Source organism: Bacteroides graminisolvens DSM 19988 = JCM 15093 (assembly GCF_000428125.1).
Lineage (GTDB): Bacteria > Bacteroidota > Bacteroidia > Bacteroidales > Bacteroidaceae > Bacteroides > Bacteroides graminisolvens.
In genome coordinates, this window is the sequence record NZ_ATZI01000004.1 from 54,797 (window position 1) to 76,957 (window position 22,161).

The 22,161-nt window shown below is 42.3% G+C and carries 13 protein-coding genes; 11 read left to right on the forward strand and 2 right to left on the reverse strand.

The genetic code is table 11. From position 1 onward, the window contains the following. The first annotated feature begins 692 nt into the window (after positions 1 to 692). The gene (locus C511_RS0105030; protein WP_027317879.1) at positions 693 to 2,045 is read left to right on the forward strand and encodes an alanine/glycine:cation symporter family protein; all 1,353 of its coding nucleotides are present in this window, start codon (positions 693 to 695) and stop codon (positions 2,043 to 2,045) included. Between the two features lie 17 nt (positions 2,046 to 2,062). On the opposite strand, the gene nfo is transcribed toward C511_RS0105030, so the two are convergent. Then, positions 2,063 to 2,902 (reverse strand): deoxyribonuclease IV, encoded by an 840-nt coding sequence (gene nfo / locus C511_RS0105035; protein ID WP_027317880.1) that lies wholly within the window; start codon positions 2,900 to 2,902, stop codon positions 2,063 to 2,065. A 163-nt stretch (positions 2,903 to 3,065) separates the two neighbouring features. Between nfo and C511_RS0105040 the strand changes: the two genes are divergently transcribed. The 4 genes from C511_RS0105040 to C511_RS0105055 all read left to right on the forward strand — a co-directional run bounded on the left by C511_RS0105040 (position 3,066) and on the right by C511_RS0105055 (position 7,364). Continuing rightward, complete coding sequence (locus tag C511_RS0105040) at positions 3,066 to 4,322, forward strand: carboxypeptidase-like regulatory domain-containing protein (protein WP_024996403.1); 1,257 nt, start codon at positions 3,066 to 3,068, stop codon at positions 4,320 to 4,322. An 80-nt stretch (positions 4,323 to 4,402) separates the two neighbouring features. Continuing rightward, positions 4,403 to 4,954 (forward strand): RNA polymerase sigma-70 factor, encoded by a 552-nt coding sequence (locus C511_RS0105045; RefSeq protein WP_024996402.1) that lies wholly within the window; start codon positions 4,403 to 4,405, stop codon positions 4,952 to 4,954. Continuing rightward, positions 4,951 to 5,808, forward strand: a complete 858-nt coding sequence (locus C511_RS0105050; protein WP_024996401.1) for a FecR family protein — start codon at positions 4,951 to 4,953, stop codon at positions 5,806 to 5,808. Before C511_RS0105045 ends, C511_RS0105050 begins: the two co-directional genes overlap by 4 nt. Before the next feature lie 5 nt (positions 5,809 to 5,813). Next, positions 5,814 to 7,364, forward strand: coding sequence for a carboxypeptidase-like regulatory domain-containing protein (locus C511_RS0105055; RefSeq protein WP_051260456.1), 1,551 nt, complete (start codon positions 5,814 to 5,816; stop codon positions 7,362 to 7,364). A gap of 62 nt (positions 7,365 to 7,426) precedes the next feature. Here the strand turns inward: C511_RS0105055 and C511_RS0105060 are convergent, their stop codons facing one another. After that, on the reverse strand, positions 7,427 to 8,794 hold the full coding sequence (locus C511_RS0105060; protein ID WP_024996400.1) for a TrpB-like pyridoxal phosphate-dependent enzyme: 1,368 nt from the start codon (positions 8,792 to 8,794) through the stop codon (positions 7,427 to 7,429). 131 nt (positions 8,795 to 8,925) lie between these two features. On the opposite strand from C511_RS0105060, the gene C511_RS0105065 reads away from it, so the two are divergent. The 6 genes from C511_RS0105065 (at position 8,926) to C511_RS0105090 (ending at position 22,142) form a co-directional block, all read left to right on the forward strand. Beyond that, positions 8,926 to 10,755 carry a TrkH family potassium uptake protein gene (locus tag C511_RS0105065; protein ID WP_027317882.1) on the forward strand — a complete coding sequence of 610 codons (1,830 nt, stop codon included), beginning with the start codon at positions 8,926 to 8,928 and terminating at the stop codon, positions 10,753 to 10,755. A 125-nt stretch (positions 10,756 to 10,880) separates the two neighbouring features. After that, positions 10,881 to 14,903, forward strand: coding sequence for a hybrid sensor histidine kinase/response regulator transcription factor (locus tag C511_RS0105070; RefSeq protein ID WP_154657480.1), 4,023 nt, complete (start codon positions 10,881 to 10,883; stop codon positions 14,901 to 14,903). 192 nt (positions 14,904 to 15,095) lie between these two features. Continuing rightward, positions 15,096 to 15,929 (forward strand): glycoside hydrolase family 16 protein, encoded by an 834-nt coding sequence (locus C511_RS0105075; protein WP_027317884.1) that lies wholly within the window; start codon positions 15,096 to 15,098, stop codon positions 15,927 to 15,929. Positions 15,930 to 15,946: 17 nt separating this feature from the next. Then, complete coding sequence (locus C511_RS0105080) at positions 15,947 to 19,138, forward strand: SusC/RagA family TonB-linked outer membrane protein (protein ID WP_024996399.1); 3,192 nt, start codon at positions 15,947 to 15,949, stop codon at positions 19,136 to 19,138. A 40-nt stretch (positions 19,139 to 19,178) separates the two neighbouring features. Next, positions 19,179 to 20,861, forward strand: coding sequence for a SusD/RagB family nutrient-binding outer membrane lipoprotein (locus tag C511_RS0105085; protein ID WP_024996398.1), 1,683 nt, complete (start codon positions 19,179 to 19,181; stop codon positions 20,859 to 20,861). A gap of 24 nt (positions 20,862 to 20,885) precedes the next feature. Then, positions 20,886 to 22,142, forward strand: coding sequence for a hypothetical protein (locus C511_RS0105090; protein WP_027317885.1), 1,257 nt, complete (start codon positions 20,886 to 20,888; stop codon positions 22,140 to 22,142). Positions 22,143 to 22,161 lie beyond the last annotated feature (19 nt).

Below are 22,161 nucleotides of genomic sequence, written 5' to 3' on the forward strand. Positions count from 1 at the left end.
GGCTGAAAAGAAAATAATCACTTTTATATTCATTATTTATTCATTCCCCTTAGCGTATCTTTCCGTCGCTCCTTTTTGCGCTATTTTTGCTAAAACCCTTTTGTATAAGGGTTTTATGCATAATATCCTCTTGTGGTATATTTTTGATGATGCTGGTTGAGATGCTAACAAGGTTCCGGCTCTAATTAATACTTAATGTATTAATGTGGAATAATATTGTGTTTATGTTTTACTATTATGTCAGAATGATAAAGTGATGTGGCAAATATTGGTTGATAATGTAAGTGGAGTTACTGTACTCATTTTTTCGTGTTATTAAACAAACTGCCTTTTTGTGAGGGGGTACCCCCGACGGGAATACTCGCCCCCGAAGATTTGATTATAAAGTGAATATAAATATTTTTTTTGGCTCTCCTTATTGTATGCTTAATCTACTGATAATCAGTTGATAAAGCTTTTTTTGTTTCGTCTTTCGAAAAATTGGAATGAATAGATAATTTGTTTGCTTATGCAATTGTTTGATCCTCTTTTTTGTATAGAAAATACCTTACTTATTCGGACGATAATGAAAGATTTCACAGGTGAGCCAATAGAATAAATGGCTATCTGCTAAATGCAACTAATATGATTTATACTTGTCTATTTGATATTAAAAAACTACTTTTGCTGTACAATTGTAATACATAGCACGTATGGAACGGTTCGAAGAGTTAACCGCGCAGATTAGTTCGGCTTTATGGGGGTGGCCGATGATTATATTACTTCTGGGAACACATTTGTTTCTTACCATCAGACTGCGCTTTCCTCAAGCCAAGATTTTCACAGCAATTCGTTTATCAGTCACGAAAGACGATAATGCGAGTGGTGATGTTAGCCAGTTTGGTGCATTGGCTACTTCGCTGGCTGCTACCATCGGTACAGGCAACATTGTGGGTGTGGCTACCGCGGTTGCGTTTGGCGGTCCCGGGGCGGTGCTTTGGTGCTGGCTGACCGGCGTGTTTGGTATTGCAACAAAGTATGCGGAAGGGTTGCTTGCCATCAAATATAGGGTGCAGACAGAAAATGGTGAGATGCTTGGTGGACCGATGTATGCTTTGGAGCGCGGACTGAAAATGAAATGGCTGGCTGTGCTGTTTTGTGTGTTCACGGCAATTGCGGCGTTTGGCATTGGTAATACCGTTCAGGCAAATTCCATCTCCATGCTGCTGAATGAGAGCTGGGGCATTTCAACGTATGTTACCGGTGGCATTCTTTGTTTGCTTCTGGCGCTGGTAATCCTTTTCGGATTAAAAGGAATCTCAAAAGTTTGTTCTACTCTGGTGCCTTTCATGGCTGCCTTTTACATTGTGGGATGTATCATCATTTTGTGGCTGAATGCTGCCTATCTCAAAGATACCGTCGTTCTTATTTTCAATTCGGCTTTCACTCCCCAAGCAGCCGGAGGAGGTTTTATGGGTACCACGGTAATGATGGCTGCCCGTTTCGGTATCGCTCGCGGACTGTTTTCAAATGAGTCGGGGCTGGGCTCGGCACCCATTGTGGCTGCAGCGGCACGCACGCGCAATCCAGTACGTCAGGCTTTGGTTTCTTCTACCGGTACGTTTTGGGATACAGTTGTTATCTGTGCGCTCACCGGACTGGTTTTGGTGAGCAGCATCATTGCTTATCCGGAAATTGACCATACGCAAGGCGGAGCACTCACGAAAATGGCATTCGGAAAGATTCCTTATGTAGGACCGGCCATTTTATCGGTCGGTATCCTGACTTTTGCCTTTTCTACCATATTGGGATGGTCTTACTACGGTGAAAAGGCTATGGAGTATTTGGGAGGGAAGAAGTGGATCATTTATTATCGCATTGCCTACATTGCAGCTGCATTCGTGGGATCGGTCATGAATCTCACTGTGGTGTGGAACATTGCCGATAGCATGAATGCATTAATGGCCATTCCCAACCTGATAGCACTATTGTTATTGTCGGGAGTGGCAGTCAGGGAAACCCGCAAGTACTTGTGGTCGGGAAGGCTTAATGATGATGAGTTCTGAAAAAGGCGAGGGGATACTTACCCTTGACTGATTGCTCTCAACCACGCGATCTCTTTTGCCCAAAGAGTCTCGTCGGGTGTTTCCAGTATAATAGGTAGGTTGTCGAAACGAGTATCTTTCATCAGTCTTTCAAAAAAGGCATTGCCTATGTATCCTTGACCAATGCTGTCGTGGCGGTCCACTCGGCTTCCTACTTCTTTCTTAGAATCATTCAGATGGATTCCCCGTAAGAAAGAAAAACCGACTTCTTGCTCAAAAGCATTGAACACCTGATCGTAATCTTGCAAGAAATTGTATCCGGCAGTAAAGGTGTGACAGGTATCCAGGCAAACACCAACCCGGCTTTTATCTTCTACTTTGTCGATAATGTACCTTAGGTGCCAAAATTCATTGCCCAGGTTACTACCCTGACCGGCTGTATTCTCAATAACAGCAGTCACGCCTTTTGTTTTATCGAGCGCTATGTTGATACTCTCCGCAATGCGACTGAGGCAGGCTTCGGTATCTATCTTATTAAGATGGCTGCCGGGGTGGAAGTTCAACAGTTTAAGTCCAAGTTGTTCGCAACGTTGCATCTCATCTAAGAAAGCTGCCCGGCTTTTGGTTAAGCCTTCCTCTTCCGGATGGCCTAGGTTGATAAGGTAACTGTCATGCGGTAAGATGTATTCCGGAAGAAAACCGTATTTCTCACAGTTTTGCTGAAACAAATCAATACTTTCTGCGGTAAGCGGCTTGCTGACCCACTGACGTTGATTCTTTGTGAAAAGGGCAAAGGCATTGGCCCCTATTTCGTGTGCATTAACCGGTGCGTATTCAACGCCTCCTGATGCACTGACATGTGCTCCTATGTACTTCATCTGATTATTTTTTCTATTCAACGCCCGCTATGAGGCTTTTGTTTTCTAAATTTTCAGTGAAGATAAAAAAAAGCGGAATAAAGCGTAGGGTTTTTCTTTGCTAACCTATCATATTAGTGAACCGGTTATTCAAGTTATGTTTAATGTCTAAAATCATACAATTATGAAAACCTTGCATTTTATTACAGTAGCAATCATCCTTACCCTTTTACTTCTGGGCGGAACAGCTGTTACAGCCTCTGCAAAAGACGGATCGGGATACACTGAAATCAGCGGTGTGGTGAAGGATAGACAAACAAAGAAAAAGCTGGGCTATGTGAATGTATCTGTTCCCGGGACGAGTATAGGTACCATTACTAATGCAGACGGCGGCTTTTCTATTAAAGTAACGGACAGTATCCAGGCAGAAGCATTGGAGCTTTCTCATGTAGGCTATTTCAATCAACGTTTACCAATAAAGAGACATGACATGCACGATGTAACTGTATTCTTGATGCCCAATGCGGTAAATCTTCAGGAAGTGGTTATTCGCGGGGCCAATCCCATTAAACTGGTAACCGAAGCCATTCAAAAAATAAAGGTGAATAATAGTGCCAACCCCAATATGTTGACCGGATTTTATCGTGAAACAATTAAGAAAAGAAGGAGTTATATTAATATATCAGAAGCAGTCATCAACATCTATAAAACCCCCTATACAGAAAATATTAATCTGGATCGGATACAGATTCATAAAGGCAGACAACTATTAAGTCCCAAAGCGGGTGATACACTGGTTGTGAAGCTGGCCGGCGGTCCCAACCTGTCTATCTTTCTCGATTTTGTGAAGAACCGTGACATAATGCTGGATATAGAAACGCTTCATTATTACCGTTTTTGGATGGACAAATCGGTCATGATCAATGAACGCCCTCACTTTGTAGTAGGCTTTGAACCACAGGTAACTATGCCGTACCCTTTATTTAACGGTAAGCTCTATATTGATCAGGAAAGTCTGGCCTTTTCACAAGCTGAATTCAGCTTTAGCATGGAAGACCGAAACAAAGTAACACAGGCTGTGTTAAAGAAAAAACCGTTTAACCTGCGCTTTAAACCCGAGGAGATAACCTACTTGGTAACGTATAAACAACATAACGGACGAAGTTACCTGAATTACATCCGGTCGGAATTTAATTTCAAGTGTGATTGGAAGCGCCGTTTATTCTCTACCAACTATTCGGTTTTGTCAGAGATGGTTGTTACCAATATAAAAGAGAAGGGTGTTGCTGTTATTCCTTACAAATTGGCGTTCCACGAAAGAAATTCACTTTCCGATAAAGTCTCTAACTTCTACGATGAGAATTTCTGGGAAGACTATAACATTATAGAACCCACCGAATCATTAGAAAATGCGGTCAATAAATTGAAAAAGAAATGGTAGCAGATAATTTAATCCTTTTCGAACATACATTGAAAAGTTTTATATATATTTGATATTCAATTGGTTAACTCATAATGGTTATGCTGGAAGATTTACTTATTCTACGAAAAATAAAAGAGGGGGATATCAAGACATTCGAATCTGTCTTTCGACTCTATTATTCCCCTCTTTGTCTGTATGCATTCAGCATAACCGGTCGTAAAGATATTGCAGAAGAAATTGTTCAGGAACTGTTTTATGTTCTTTGGAAAGATCGTGATAAATTGCAGATTCTTCATTCGGTTAAATCTTATCTGTATGGTGCCATCAGGAACCAATCACTTCAGTACTGCGAACACGTCAATGTGCGCGAACGATATAAAGAACACCAGCTGAATGCAGAAGAACAGGTGCCGGACTCAACCCCCGAAGAAATGTTGGAATACAAAGAACTGGAGGAAGTGATAAACCGCACGTTAAAGAAGTTACCCCAAAGAAGGCAGGCCATATTCAGGATGCATCGCTTGGAAGGGTTGAAATATAAAGAAATAGCCGACACGCTATCTTTGTCAGTGAAAACCATTGAGGCAGAAATGACAAAGACCTATCAGGAATTACGACGTGAAATTGAAAAATATACCTATGTTTTATGAAAAGCAGAGAAGAAAAACAGCAGAAAACAGACAAAGCATGGAATGAGCTCTATGCACGTTTGGAACAAGACGGTTTGTTGCCACAAGCAGATGCTCCTGTAAAGCAGCATTTTATGCAGTCTGTTCCGTTGCGGTGGGCGGCTTGTATCGCTTTGCTTTTAGCAGGCACAGTGGCGGCATGGTTTATTAAAACGAATTTCTATGCGGGAGAAGATAAGCTTTTGTTGGCTAACGAGAAAGGAAAACCTACGTTGGTTACCACTTTCGAGGACGGATCCATTGCTTATTTAAGTGAGCAGGCCTCTGTGGAATACCCCCGGCATTTTGCTGAAGACAGCAGGGAGATCTATCTCAAAGGAGATGCTTTCTTTGAAGTGAGCAGTAATAAGCAAAGGCCGTTTGTTATAGAAACTCAACAAGCACGGATTGAAGTTGTAGGTACTACTTTCAATGTGCGAAGCAAAGATAATGAGTCATTTTCTCTGTCTGTGCGTACCGGCAAGGTGAAGGTTACGTCTAAAAAAAGCGGGGAAAGCGTTTTTGTTACGGCCGGACAAACTGCTTTATTAAGAGATGATCAGCTACGCGCATTGCAAACAAGAGATTTTGACCAGTTCAACCGTTACTTGAAATTCATTCATTTTAAAGATCAGCGTTTGTCGAATGTGGTACGTATAATCAATGAGAATACAGATTCTATACAGCTAAAAATATCTCCCGAATTGGGCGACCGGTTGTTAACAGTGACATTCCACAATGATTCACCGCAAACCATGGCTCAGCTTATCTGCTTGGCTTTAAATTTGGAACTGACTGTACAACAGAATATTATTAACATCAACCAACCGAAGTAAACATCGTGACAAAAGAAAGACGACATATTGTTCATTTGTTCTCCGCGCTGCTTGTGCTACTCTTTGTTTCAGTAGCCATTCAAGCCGGAGGTACAGAGGATGTACTTAGTCGTCTGGTGAAGATAACGACGACGAAAGGCAGCCGTTATCAGTTGCTTAGGCAGGTGTCAGATCAAACAGGTTATTATTTTATTTACGATAGTCAGGTAATCAATAATGATGAAGAGGTCAAAATCCGCAAAGGAGAATATACAGTCAGAAACGCCATACATCTTATAACGGGAAACGAACAAATCAAAATAGGTATTTTAGGTAATCATATATTATTAAGCCTTCCCGTGCCCGAAAAGGCGCCTGTAACACCACTCACTTCCCCTGAAAAAACACCTTATGTTATCAAAGGCATGGCGTATGATCGGGTATCCAAAGAAGTCATATCCTATGCTTCGGTGGGGGTGAGTGGTACTTCTATCGGAACGGTAACAAACCAAAACGGTCAATTTCAATTGATAGTGCCCGATTCACTGAGTCATTTATCAGTCAAGTTATCACATGTAGGTTATGAAAGTTCCGAATATAAGATTTCCGCTTTGAATGGTAAACACATTGATTTTTACCTGGAGCCCAAGGTGATACCGCTTCAGGAAGTCATTGTGCGGGCTGTAAATCCCGTGCAGGTACTTAACCGCATGATTGAAAACCGCAAGCTGAACTATTCATCCCGTCCGGTTTACCTGACCACTTTTTACCGTGAAGCAATTGAACACAAAAATAAGAAGTTGGATATTACGGAATCTGTCTTGAAAATCTATAAACAGTCTTACCGGACTACAGTCATGACTGATCAGGTCAAGCTGATTAAAATGCGTAGGGTTTTTAAAAAAGAAGCCACAGATACCATTTTTACCAAGATGAAATCGGGTATCAATACCTGTCTCGTTCTGGATGTTATGCGAAGTATGCCCGATTTCCTTGAGACTCGCGGAGTAGAGTCAAACTTCACCTACACCTATACGGATATAACCGAGATAGATGGTAGAAGGGTGTATGTCATCTCTTTCGAGCAGAAAAAAGAGATTAAAGAGCCTCTTTATAAAGGGCAACTTTATATTGATACCGACAATTATGCGTTGGTGGAGATTCGTTTTGAAATCAATCCCTTGTATGCCGAGAAAGCAACCAATATGTTTCTGGAAAAGCGAAGCCGTGATTATAAGTTAACCCTTCGTTCGGCCACCTATAAAATTTCGTATAAACCCTCCAGCGATCATATCTATTATTTAAATCACATCAGGGGGGATTTGGAATTCAAAGTAAAACGCAATAGACATTTCTTCAGCTCACCGTTGCATATTTGGTTTGAGATGGTAAATTGCAGAACAGATACAGAGAATGTGAACAGCTTTCCACGGGAAGAACGGCTACCAACGCGCAATGTTTTTTCGGAGACGAAACACGAATACGATGCTGACTTTTGGGAGCACTTCAATGTTATATTACCTGAAGATGAGTTGAGACAACTCATTATGAACAACTTGAGTGAGGTGAGTGAATAATACCTCCTGCATTTAACTTATCGGCTTTGCACCGGATTAGATAAGTGCAGGAAGCTGGTAATTTACACTAAATCACCAATTTCATTCAAATTCTTCTCAATGTCCTCATCAGAGAGAGAGAAGTTAGTCAGGTTGCCCGACAAATATTGATCGTAAGAAGCCATATCAATCAGTCCGTGACCCGATAAGTTAAACAGGATCACTTTCTCTTCGCCGGTTTCTTTGCATTTATTGGCTTCGTTGATGGCAGCAGCAATGGCATGACAAGATTCGGGTGCAGGAATGATGCCTTCGGCACGAGCAAACAGACAACCTGCTTCGAATGATTCCAGTTGTTTGATGTCAACTGCCTCCATAAGTCCGTCTTTCAGCAACTGCGAAACGATAACACCTGCTCCGTGGTAACGCAAACCACCCGCATGAATGTTGGCCGGTGCAAAGTTATGACCCAACGTAAACATAGGAAGTAGGGGAGTATAACCTGCTTCATCGCCAAAGTCATATTGGAATTTACCACGGGTAAGTTTAGGGCAAGATGCCGGCTCAGCGGCTATGTAGCGAGTTTTCTTTCCTTCTAAAATTGTATGCCTCATAAACGGAAACGCAATACCTCCGAAGTTGGAACCGCCTCCGAAACAGCCAATGATCATGTCGGGGTATTCACCCGCCATCTTCATCTGCTTTTCTGCTTCCAAACCGATAATGGTTTGATGCAAAGTGACGTGACTCAGTACAGAACCCAATGTATATTTGCAGTTCGGAGTTGTTTGAGCCAACTCAATAGCTTCCGAAATGGCTGTACCCAAAGAACCCTGATAGTTAGGATGAGCCGTCAGAATGTTTTTGCCGGCTCGGGTCGACATAGACGGAGATGCAGTAACCTGAGCACCGAACGTTTGCATAATGCTTCTGCGATAAGGCTTTTGCTCGTAACTGATCTTTACCTGATAAACAGCAGCTTCCAACCCGAAGACTTTAGCTGCGTATGCTAGTGCTGCTCCCCATTGGCCTGCGCCGGTTTCAGTGGTAATATTGGTAACCCCTTCCTCCTTGCAATAGTAAGCCTGCGCCAAGGCAGAGTTCAGCTTATGAGAACCAATGGGACTTACACTTTCATTCTTGAAATAAATATGAGCGGGAGTATTCAGTTCCTTTTCCAAACCGTAAGCTCTCACTAGTGGAGTGCTTCGATAGTACTTATACATCTCCCTGACTGCTTCGGGAATTTCAATCCACTGATCAGTTTGGTTGAGCTCCTGACGGCTAAGTTCTTCTGCAAAGATCGGATAAAGATCTTCTGCACTTAAAGGTTGTTTGGTGCCCGGATGAAGCGGAGGCATGGGCTTGTTTACCATGTCGGCTTGTATGTTGTACCAATAATGTGGAATTTCCTCTTCGGGAAGTATAAATCTCTTTGTTTTATTGCTCATAATATTATAAATTAAATGAATGTGAGGTCAAAAATAGCAGTTTTTTTTCTGATAACGACTAAAATGCAGCAGAGAATAGTTTTTCAACCGTATTTTCATTATGTTTGTGTAGCCTAAAAACTGTTGTACGAATGAAACTTTATCATAAATACTTCTTATACCAGAATAAATTACTGCAACCCTATATCCGTTCTTTTTTGGCGGCAACCGCAGTGATAACCTACGTTGCGTCCATTGCTTTTTTGTGTGCATTAATTTATCAGTACGGATTTGAACTAACCCCTGAAACCGCCGACAAACTAAATACTTTGTATAAGGCAGTATGGATTGTGTTTCTTGCAGATATGAGTCTGCATTGGCTATTGGAGTATGCCGATACCCGAAAAAAATACCGTAAACTGGCGTGGGTGCTAAGCATATTGCTTTACCTGACCCTTGTTCCGGTCATTTTTCATCGTCCGGAGGATAATGGTAGTATATTAATGTTTTGGGAAATACTGCACAGCAAGCTTTATCACGTAGTTGTATTGTCTGTTTTGTCTTTGTTGCAGTTATCCAACGGATTAGTTCGTTTGTTGGGCAAGCGTACCAACCCTTCTCTGATTTTGGCCGTTAGTTTTTTTATTATCATCCTTGTTGGCACCGGGCTGCTTATGCTTCCACGTTGTACCATCAGCGGCATATCATGGGTTGATTCGCTCTTTATTTCAACCAGCGCTGTCTGTGTAACCGGATTAACGTCCGTCGATTTAACGACCACATTCACCACCGAAGGTTTTGTCGTTATTTTACTTTTAATACAAATTGGTGGTTTGGGTGTTATGACATTAACCAGTTTCTTTGCGTTGTTTTTTATGGGAAATACCTCTTTGTATAACCAATTGGTGGTAAGAGATATGGTTAATTCAAAGTCGTTAGGTTCTTTACTCTCCACATTGCTTTATACGCTGGGATTTACCCTTGTTATTGAAACCATGGGAATGATAACCATTTGGTTGAGCATACATGGAACCATGGATATGAACTTGGAAGAAGAACTCGCCTTTGCAGTCTTTCATTCTATTTCGGCCTTTTGTAACGCCGGATTCTCCACGCTTCCGGGCAATTTAGGCAATCCGTTAATGATGAATAACCACAACCTGTTCTATGTATTGATTTCTATTTTAGTGATATTGGGTGGTATTGGTTTTCCTATTTTGGTGAATTTGAAAGAGATTATTTTCTATCGCCTGAAACGTATGACTCAGTTCCTGCTGCGGAAAAATAAAGTTTCTGCCAAGTCGGTTCAACTCTATAATTTGAATACGCGTATTGTAGTAACTATGACCTTTCTGTTATTGGCGGCGGGAACCCTTATTCTATTGGCATTTGAGTGGAACCATGCATTTGTCGGAATGAGCATTGCCGAGAAATGTACCCATGCCTTTTTCAATGCTGCCTGTCCGCGTACAGCCGGATTTTCCAGTGTTGATTTCTCCTTGTTCGGCATTCAGTCTATTTTAATATACATCTTGCTGATGTGGATTGGAGGAGGAGCCCAATCAACCGCCGGTGGTATTAAAGTCAATGCTTTTGCAGTTGTGATATTGAATCTGGCAGCTGTAATCAGAGGCAGTCAACGCGTGGAAGTGCACGGTAGAGAGCTGGCGCATGACTCCATCAGAAGATCCAATGGAACGGTAGTTATGTCGTTGATTATACTTTTTGTGTCCATTTTCCTTTTGTCGTGGCTGGAACCTACTTTACCATTATTATCACTTACCTTCGAGGCTGTTTCTGCATTGAGTACCGTAGGCTCCAGTCTGAATTTAACTCCGCTTTTGCAAGAAAGCAGCAAATTGGTTATAGTCGTACTGATGTTTGTGGGACGTGTGGGACTTATCACCATGATGCTAGGTATTGTGAAACAGAAGAAAAATACGAAGTATAAATACCCCAGTGATAATATCATTATTAACTAGCGAATGGATAATGACGCAACTTTATGGAAAAACATTTTATTTATAATATGATTTGACTATTTTTGCAATGCATAGCAATTTTAGCCTTAAATGTAAGCCGATTATGTACTTGTGAGATTCGAATGATGAGAATAATATTGAAATGTTTTATAGCTTTAACATTATGGATAGCAGGCGCTACTGTCAGGGCCGCCTTAACCAATAACATGTTCAATATTAGGCATATTGGTTATGCCGAAGGCCTTAGCAGTCAACGGGTCTTTTCTATTGTAGAAGACATCCACGGTGCTATGTGGATTGCTACCAAAACAGGAATAGATCGCTACAATGGGCACATTATAAAAAGCTATACATTGCCTGGCAACTTTTACTATGGTGATTTGGCGGGGCGTAAACTAGGCCTCCTCTACCATGAAAAGTACGGCCTTTGGGCGTATGACCACACCGGAAGAGTTTATCATTATTCCATCGAGAACGATTGTTTTGAACAATATCTTTATTTAGGTGAGTTTATTACCGGCGAAATCATTCTCAATAAACTCTATCTTGATCACGAAGGAACTTTTTGGTTCGGGCTCAACAAAGGACTTTATAAGAATGATGCGGACAATCGTGTTATTCCTGTTGTGCAGCAAAAGTACGTTAACGACATTGTGGTAGTTGAGAAAACACTTTTTATAGGTACTTCTACAGGGGTTTTACAACTTTCATATTCTAACTTAGACAAACCGCGTCAGTTGCTGGGCGGACATGATGTGCAAACACTGTTCTGTGATACGACTAAAAAAGAACTTTGGATAGGCACTTTCAATAGCGGTTTGCTAGTCATGAATTTGAATACAAACACTCTACTTCCTTTGAAGGAACAGTCTCCTAGCTTTCTTAATCCGGTGCGTGCCATCACCAACTATGACTCACACACCCTGCTCATAGGAATAGACGGCGGTGGTGTATATGTTGTTGATCGGGAACTGAAAAGAGCGCATCTGCTTATGAATACAGAAGATAGTACGGATACCTTTTTACGGGGCAATGGCATCTATGCAGTAACGAGAGATCAACAGGGGAATATCTGGATTGGAAGTTACACCGGAGGGGTATCTATTGCTATCTTATTGAAATATCCTATTACGACTTTGACACACGAAAGAGGGAATCCGCAATCCCTGGCAAACAACAATGTGAATGACATAGAAGAAAATGCCAATGGAGAATGGTGGTTTGCTACTGATCTCGGTATCAGCATTTGGAATAGATCTTCCCGCCAATGGAATCATTGTTTGAAAGGTGCCGTAGCGGTTACGTTGTGCAAAGCCGAGAAGGGTTCAGTATGGGTTGGCACTTATGGAGACGGAGTCTATTTGTTAGATGCTCAAGGGCGTGTCATCCAGCATCTCAGCAAACAACAGGGAGGGCTCACTACCAACCATATTTTCTCCATCAAGCAAGACAGAGATGGAGATTTATGGATTGGAGGGTTAGATGGCAGTCTACTCATGATGAAAAAAGGAGGAAAAGGCAAACAACTTTATGATATAAAATGGATTCAATCCATTGAAGTGGTTGACCATGACCACATAGCAGTGGCTACCGTAAATGGTTTTTGTTTGGTGAACAAGCGCACAGGAAAGATACGGCGCTATGCCACTGCTCAAGAGTACCACAAACAAAATACGAGCGCCTATATTGTTGCTATGCTTTTCAATGATGACAACACAGTTTGGCTAGGCACCGAAGGCGGTGGACTGAACCTATATGATATGCAAACGCGCCAGCTGAAAACGTTCACCACGAGTGAAGGCTTGCCGTCAAACGATGTGTATAGTTTGCAACGCGACCCAAAGGGCCGTTTATGGGTGAGCACCGGAAAAGGGCTTGCGCTGATTGATCGCTCTCATGTTGCCAACCTTAATTACGTGGGCGACATAGATAAAGAATACAATAAGTCGTCGTTTGCCCGGCTAGCCAATGGAAAATTTGCCTATGGAAGCACCAATGGCGTTGTGTTTATTACCCCCAATGCAATAACCGGAACCGACTATCAGGCTCCGCTACGATTTACGGGACTCACGGTTGATTACCTTAGTGCCGACGAGGAAAGTAGGTTGCGGCCTGTGATTCACAACATGTTGGCACAAGGCCGAGTTCAACTGGACTATGGTCACAATTCATTTGTTATCACATTCGAGTCTATTAATTACCGCTTCCAGCGTGACATTGCCTATCAGTATATTTTAGACGGATATGATAAATATTGGAGTGATTTGTCGGTCAACGGCATGGCTCAATACACCAATGTATCTCCGGGTACCTACGTTCTCAAGGTGCGTAGCCTGCGTCGCAGCGATGGAAAGATTATATCCGAACGCACGCTGGTGTTGGAAGTCTCTCAGCCTTGGTGGAATTCCATTTGGGCATGGGTGTTTTATATTTGTGTGCTGGGCACCGTCTTTTATTTCATATTGCGATACAAGAGCAATCAACTTCAGAAGAAATATGATGAAGATAAGATTCGATTCTTCATCAATACGGCACACGATATCAGAACCCCGGTGACACTCGTCATGGCGCCTTTGGAAGACTTATACAAAGAAAAAGGACTTTCGGATAAGGCTCTTTATCTATTAAATCTGGCACGTAGTAATACCCGTAAGCTTAATTCGCTTATTACCCAATTGCTGGAATTCGAGAAGGTCGATACCCGCAAACAACAACTCACGCTAACTCCGTTGAATCTGAATGATATCTTGGCCGAAGAAGTTGCCAGCTTTCAATCTTTCTGCGACAAGAAGCAGTTGCATTTGAGCGTCTCTTTTCCCGATGAGGAGGTATGTGTCATGGCAGATAGGTACCTGGTGGAAATGTTATTGGATAACTTGATTTCCAATGCTTGTAAATACACCAAACCTGAAGGTGCGGTTCAACTGAGCTTAAACTGCACGAAACGTAAAGTCGTGATAGAGGTGAAAGATAACGGTATCGGCATTCCCAAGAAAGCATGGAAACACCTGTTTACAGATGTTTATAGGGCAGACAACGCACTTGATACGCATGAAATAGGTACGGGATTCGGCCTTTTGCAGGTACATCGCATCGTGAAAATGTTACGTGGAAAGATATCTTTTCAATCAGAGGAGGGCAAAGGCAGTGTGTTTACGGTGGTGCTAAAAAGAACGGATTTGATGCCTGTGCCGGCTACCAGCCAACAAACGCTGGCTTCCAGAGAATTGTTACCTGCCGAGGCTATCGACGTTGTAGAATATAAAAGTGAAGAAAAGCAAAGGTCCAGTAAGCAAACGGCTAAAGACACTTTGCTGATTGTGGAAGATCACGAAGCTCTTCGCTATTATCTTCGCAAGACCTTTGAACCGGATTATAGGGTGGTGGAAGTACCCGATGGCAACGAGGCTCTTTCTTTCCTGGCCAACGAGTACCCCGATTTAATTTTGTCTGATGTTATGATGCCGGGAATACAGGGAGATGAACTCTGTAAATTAGTCAAAGACAATCCCGATACGTCAGGCATCCCATTTATTCTGCTAACGGCAAAAGTCAACCATGATGCAGTGATTGAGGGACTAAAGAAAGGAGCCGACGATTACATACCCAAACCTTTTAGTACGGAGATTCTGAAAATGAAGGTACAGGGCCTGATTGAAAATAGAAAGAGGCAAAGAGATTTCTTTATGCGACAGGCTATAACGCAGGTTGAAGCACACAGAAATCAGTTCACTAGTCAAGAGAGCATGGAGGAAACTGAAATAACAGAGACTCGTAGTGACAAGGAAGAGCCCATGCAGGTGAATTCCATGTCTGAAAGCGATCGTCAGTTTGTGATACGCGCCACTCAACTGGTTATAAACAACATAGATGTAACGGACTTTAATATAAACATGTTATGCCAGGAAATGGCTATGAGCAGAACGCTCTTTTATAGCCGGCTTAAATCATTGACAGGTAAAGCACCGCAAGAATTCATCCGCATCATCCGACTGCAAAAGGCTGCTGAGTTATTGAAAGAAGGTAAAAACGTAACTGAAGTTGCAGTTGAAACAGGATTTGTAAACACTAAATATTTTAGTTCTTTATTTAAAAAGCAGTTTGGTACCCAACCAAGCAAGTACCAACAAAATGATTCTTCTCAGTAATACTTTGAGGCCCTTATTTCTGTCACCCTTAGTTAAAAGCTGTTTTTAAGAGGTTTGAAGGCAAAATTGTCTGCAATCAAACCTTAAATGTCAGCTATCAATCCATTGATTTTATCCACTCTTACCAACTTTGTACCCGGCTTTAAGACAAAGTGGTTCTTAAAGGATAAGTTTAACTAAAATACTATTATTATGAAAAAGGTAACAGCCTTATTGTTATTGTCAGTGTGTTCCATACAGCAATCCTGCTCATCGAACGATATTGATTTAAACCCCAACGAACAACAAGAAAAGACTGTTTTCAAAGAAGAATTCGACTCCTTTAATACTAACGTATGGACGAAAGAAGTGCATGAAGCCGGGTGGACAAACCAGGAGCTGCAGGCATACGATGAGGCGCATGTGTCAGTTGGCAAAGACGATGGTAAATCGGTGTTAATTCTAACAGCCGAACGTAAAGGCAACAAAATCATTTCCGGACGGGTAAATTCCAAAGGGAAAAAGAGCTTTAAATACGGAAGGATTGAAGCCAGCATCAAAATTCCCAAAACAGCCAACGGCTTATGGCCGGCATTTTGGATGATGGGAGACAATAATAAACCTTGGCCGCAATGTGGCGAAATTGACATCATGGAGATGGGTGAACACGGAGGTATTGCTTCGGGAACTACCGAAACTCAGGTGAACACTGCAATTCATTATGGAACCGATGCCGGCACCGGGCATAGGCAAGAATACCATTTAGCAAATGTGGCAAGCAGTTTGCAAGATGGCAAGTATCATACCTATTCATTAGACTGGAACGAAAATACTCTCACTATAGCCATAGATAACATGACACTGCATTCTTTCGATATCAGCAAAGATAGCGGACGCTATGATTATTTCCATGACAATTTCTATGTGTTGTTTAATCTCGCTGTGGGCGGTTCTTTCACCGGAATCACCAACATCAATGATATTACAGCATTGAAAGATGGAGAGAAGGTGAACATGTATATTGACTGGGTGAAAATCTTTTATTAATCTTTATTATACATTCTATGAAAGTAAGAATTTGTAAGTACACGTTGTTTTGTGGTACACTATCTCTCTGTCTGTTGGGAGTTGTTCCGCAAATGAAAGCAACAACCAAACTTAATGATTTAGCAGTTGTACAACAAGCCAACAAAGTAACGGGAACTGTGAAAGATGCCCTTGGCCCGATTATCGGGGCATCTGTTATGGAGAAAGGAACCAGCAACGGAACCATAACGGATATGGACGGTAAGTTTAGTCTGAACGTTCGGTCCGGCGCTACACTTGTTATCAGTTATGTAGGATACAAACCCAAAGAAGTGAAGGCTTCTCAAAGTTCTTTGAACATTGTACTCGAAGAAGATAGTAAGATGCTTAGCGAGGTGGTGGTTACCGCATTGGGTATCAAGAGAGAGCGTAAGGCGTTGGGTTATGGAATCGATGAAGTGAAAGGTGATGCTTTCACGAAAGCAAAAGAAACCAACGTGATTAACTCCATGGCAGGTCGCGTACCGGGACTGGTTGTGAGCCAGACTGCGGGTGGACCGGCCGGATCAACTCGTGTTATTCTGCGTGGTAGCACTGAGATGACAGGTAATAACCAACCTCTGTATGTGATTGATGGTGTGCCGCTTGATAACACCAACTACGGAAGCGCCGGCACATCGGGAGGATTCGACTTAGGTGATGGCATTTCGAGCATTAACCCCGATGACATTGAGAACATGTCGGTCCTTAAAGGACCTGCAGCAGCTGCTCTTTACGGTAGCCGTGCCAGTCACGGTGTTATCTTGATTACCACCAAGAAAGCCAATGGCAAAGAGAAACTGACTGTAGAGTATAACGGTACGCTGACTTTTGACACACAGCTGGCCAAGTGGAACGACGTACAAGATGTTTATGGTATGGGTAGTAACGGTACTTATAGCATTGATGCGGTGTCGAACACTAATAAGAGCTGGGGCCCTAAGGCCGACGGAAGCAACATGCTGAAGTATTTTGATGGAGTTGAACGTCCTTATCTTATCATACCCGATAATGCCTCGGAGTTCTTCCGTACAGGACTTACCGCAAGTAACACCGCTATTATCGGTGCAACCAATGGCAACACAGGTGTGCGATTTACTTATACTGACATGCGCAACAAAGATATTGTACCAAAGACTCACATGAGTCGTGATATTTTTAACCTGCGTGCCAATACTTCTTTGGCTAATGTTGACTTTGACTTCAGTGCTAACTACACGCGCGAGAATGTGAAAAATCGTCCGGCATTGGGTGATAGCAAGTCGAATATAGGTAAAAACCTCATGACACTGGCCACTACGTATGACCAAGAGTGGTTGAAAACTTATCAGGATGAAAGAGGTGAATATGCCAACTGGAATGGTATGGATCCTTATAACGTGAATCCTTACTGGGACATCTACAAGAATTCAAATGACTCTAAAAAAGACCAATTCCGCTTTAACGGAAAAGCAGTTTGGAATATCAACAAACACTTGAAAGTACAGGGAACTGTTGGTACTGAACTCAATTGGTTCATCTTCGAAGATTATAAAGCACCTACTACACCGGGGTTTGAAGCAGGACGCTTACAAAATAGTAACTTCCGAAATCGGATGTACAATTTTGAAGTGCTTGGTCTTTACAACAACAGCTGGGGCGATTTTGATTTTAATGGTACCTTGGGTGGAAGTGTGTATAAGGTGAACAACCTGACAACTTTGACTACTGCCAAAGACATGCAAATTCGTGATGTGGTGGCTCTGATGAGTTTCAACGAAATCAGTATGGAACAGAATAGCTATCGCAAGCAAATTAATTCTGTTTATGGAGCGGTCAACGTAGGATGGAAACACATGCTTTATCTGGATGCAACTTTGCGCGGCGACCAGTCATCTACTTTGTCTGTTGACAATAACGTGTATGTGTATCCTTCTTTTTCGGGTAGCTTTGTGTTCTCTGAATTAACGAAATTAGGCGATTTAATGCCTTACGGAAAACTACGTATGTCATGGGCGCAAGTAGGTAGTGATACGGATCCTTATCAGTTAGGGCTTGTTTACACCAAATCGAAGTTCGCGTATCCGGGGTATACCATCGGGTCTATTTACAACAATACAATTCCCAACAAAGACCTGAAGCCAACCAAAACCAACTCGTTTGAAATGGGTCTGGAAATGAAATTCCTGAAAAATCGCATCGGACTTGACGTTACTTACTATACACAAAGCAGTAAGAATCAAATTATGGGTATGGCCAGTTCATGGACATCCGGTTACACTTACCGTTTGATTAATGCAGGTGAGATTCAAAATAAGGGTATAGAAATTGCGCTTAATACGCGCCCCATTCAGGTTAAAGATTTCTCTTGGGATTTGAATCTGAACTTCTCGAAAAACAGTAACAAGGTAAAGAAACTTGTTGATGGTATGGATATGTTTGAATTAGAAAAAGCTCCTTGGCTTGATGTGCAGGTTGCTGCGAAAGTGGGTGAGAACTTCGGCTCAATTGTAGGACCCGATTTTAAACGAAGCCCTAACGGCGACGTGCTTATTAGTGCTCAAACCGGTTTGCCCGAATATGATAAAAGCAACCATGTGCTAGGTAATGCTTCGTGGGACTGGACAGGAGGTGCTTCTACTACCTTGACTTACAAAAATCTTTCTCTTTCGGCTATTTTTGATGTGAAAGTAGGTGCCGATCTCTACTCCATGTCGGCTCGTGCTGCCTATGAATCGGGTAAGAGCAAAGAAACACTTGCCGGTCGTGAAGAATGGTATATGTCCGAAGAACAACGCCAGGCTGCCGGTATTGCCAAAGGTTCTGCCGCATGGAAACCAACTGCGGGCTTCGTAGCTCCCGGTGTTATCGATAATGGTGATGGTACTTATCGTGCCAACGATATTCGCATCAATCCCGAAGATTATTGGATGAGTGTATCTCGTAATGCTCCTTCTATGTTTATTTATGACAATTCTTATGTGAAATGTCGTGAGCTCACATTGAGCTATAACGTGCCCAAACTATGGCTGAAAGACGTGGTGAAAGGTTTGACCCTCTCATTTGTTGCGCGTAATCCATTCATTGTCTGGAAGAACATTCCTAACATAGATCCGGATTCTAATTATAATAATACAACCGGTATGGGTATGGAATATGGTTCGTTGCCATCGCGTAAAAGTTACGGTTTCAACGTTAACGTGAAATTTTAAGGAGACCTCAAATTTAATTCACATATAAAGAAAATATACAATGAAACATTATCAATCATATATTATAATGATATGGGTGGCATGTGCTGTGTTCTTCTCTGCGTGTAGTGATGAATACATGGAAAAGATGAATACCGATCCGTCAAAAGCAGCCACCATTGATCCGAATGCACAGCTTACTACGGCACAGTTGCAGACTTACGGTGATCTCGGTATGGTAGAAATTTACCGTAACTATCTTTATGCATTCAATCAACATCTGATGGGATGTTGGAATACTACGAACTATGGTGGTAGGCACACTGTGGATAATAGTGAGATGAGTCGCATTTGGACCTCCTTTTATCCCATGGCCATTAAAAACATTACAGATGCACAGCATCGTACTGCCGATGATGCTAAAAAGGTAAATATCAACTCGGTTTTACGCGTGTACAGAGTCTATCTGATGTCAATTATTACGGATATTTATGGTGATGTGCCTTACAGCGAGGCCGGAAAAGGTTTTATCGAAGGCAAATACAATCCTAAATACGATAAACAAGAAGATATATATAATGATTTCTTCTTGGAGTTGACTGCTGCTGTTGCCAATCTGGATGCTAGCAAGGATCCAATTACGGGGGATGTGATATTCAACGGTGATGTTGCCAAGTGGAAGAAGTTAGCCAACTCTCTTCGCCTGCGTTTTGCCATGCGAATTTCGAATGCCGCTCCTCAAAAGGCTCAAGAGGAATTCGAAAAAGCCATTCAGGCTGATGGCGGTATCTTTGAGAATGCCGACGATGATGCGCTTATAAAATACATGGACATATCGTTCAGTTTCGGGCAAGAGGCGTATTCTGATTATCGTGGGAATGCGTTGTCGCAATTGCTTTTTGGTAATGATCCCGCTAACAATCCCAGTTATTTATGCTCTACCTTGTTTAACCAGCTCAACAACACCGGCGACCCGCGTACTTTCAGAATGGCACGCTTCTATTATGATGGACTTATGAGTTCAACAAGTCCTGCTAACCGTGTTGACCTTACGGATGAGATGATAACCAAAAATATCAAGTTTCAGCCACGCGACCCGGGTGCTTACTCTTGGGAACCATGGCCTACTGGATATGACAGCGATGTTTTAAAAGAACTCGCCAAGAATAATGCGGCTGTAAATCCGAGTGTAGCCCGTGAAACGGAGCCTAAGCTGGCCAATAATTTCCTTAAAGGAAGTAATCCGGGTGTGGTAATGACTTCTGCAGAGGTGAAATTCTTGTTGGCTGAGGCTAAGTTGAAAGGATGGAATGTGGGTAGCGCATCTGTAAATGATCTCTATAAACAAGGCGTGCGTGCTTCAATGGACTTTCTGACCAAAAGTTATGGTTGCCCCGCAGTATCCGACGAAGATTTTAATGAGTTTATGCAAAAGAACGGAATCGGTTATACCAATGAACAAAAGAAAGAGGCTATCAATACACAAGCTTGGATTCTTCACTTTACTAATCCTGCTGAGTGCTGGGCCAACGTGCGTCGTTCGGGTTATCCTAAATTGAAATCGCCCGAAGCTTACGGATTCGGACAATTCCTGACCGGAGGTGCCGAAATCCCTGTGCGTCTTTGCTATCCCGTACTCGAATCGTCATACAACAAGGAGAGTTATAATGAAGCATTGAGCCGTATGGGTGGAACCGATAGCTGGTACACACATGTATGGTGGGATAAAGATATTACGGAATAACGATAACAATAAATAAGAGCAAATATGAAAAAGATATATTTTATGCTGCTTGCCATGCTTGCTATGAATTTTGTATTCACAGCTTGTAGTGACGAAGCGCCCTTCTCAACGGCTACGCCAAATGATGAACCACGAATACTCGATCCGGTGTTTCCGGATCGTGTAAACGGAAATTTACCCACCGTTGCCAATATCAGTCGGGATGCCAATTTTACAATGAAGCTGACAGTTACACCGGCCGACTATTGCACGGTCGCGTGGCAGCTTGACGGTACTGTAGTTCATACCGGTACAGCACTTGATATGAATCTCAAAGCCGGAACATATAACCTGAAGGTTGTTGTTTCAACAGAAGCTGGTAAATCAACCTATCGCGAGGGTATTGTACAGGTTAATCCGCTGACGGATGATCCGTGGGCTACGGAAGTCGGATTCGAGCGCATGATTGCTCCGGGGGCTAAAGCACGTCTTTATGGTACCAACCTGGACAAAGTAAAAAACCTCGTGATTGGTGGTAAAACCATACCTGTTGATGCTTTTGTTGCCGCTGAAGATCAAAGTTATATTGAATATGTTGTGCCTGCTGATTTGGCAGAAGCCGACCATCGCGTGGTTTTGGTTGATGCCGCTGGTAATGAATATGGTGGCAATGTAGTGAAAGCAACTAAGGTTGCACTGATTACCTCGGGAGCTAGTAGAACGAATGCTAACAGAGAGTGGGCCATGACCGGTATCAATCTGGATCAGATTGCTTCATTTACATTTGACGGTAAGGTGATTACAGAGTTTACGAAACAATCTGCAACGGAAATAGCACTGATATGCCCTGCTTTGTCAGACGGAGATTATAAGCTGGTAGGCAAGACAAAGGGTGGAGAAGATGTACAGTTCTATAGTGCCCAAGGAACAGGCGTTGAACAGGTGGTTACTGTTTCTTCCAAAGTCGTTCTTTGGCAAGGACACCACTATGTTTCATGGGATCTTCCGGATGAAAGTCCGAATAAGACTTTTAATTTGATCGGAGCAAATGTGTTTGATCAGATAAAAGCAGGTGCTGTTATGAGCATACATTATTCTGTGGCACCTGAAGCCGAATATCATCAGTTGCGCACAACAAGTGGTTGGTGGAATGATTTGGTTGGTACTTCGGTGATAGAGTTTTCTACAGATGGTGTAAAGGAGATACAATTAACGCAAGACATTCTGAATCAAATTAAAGAACAGGCCGGATTCCTTTGTGTGGGACATGGATATTACGTTGATATGGTGACTTTACAGTAATAATCGCCTGAAATATAAA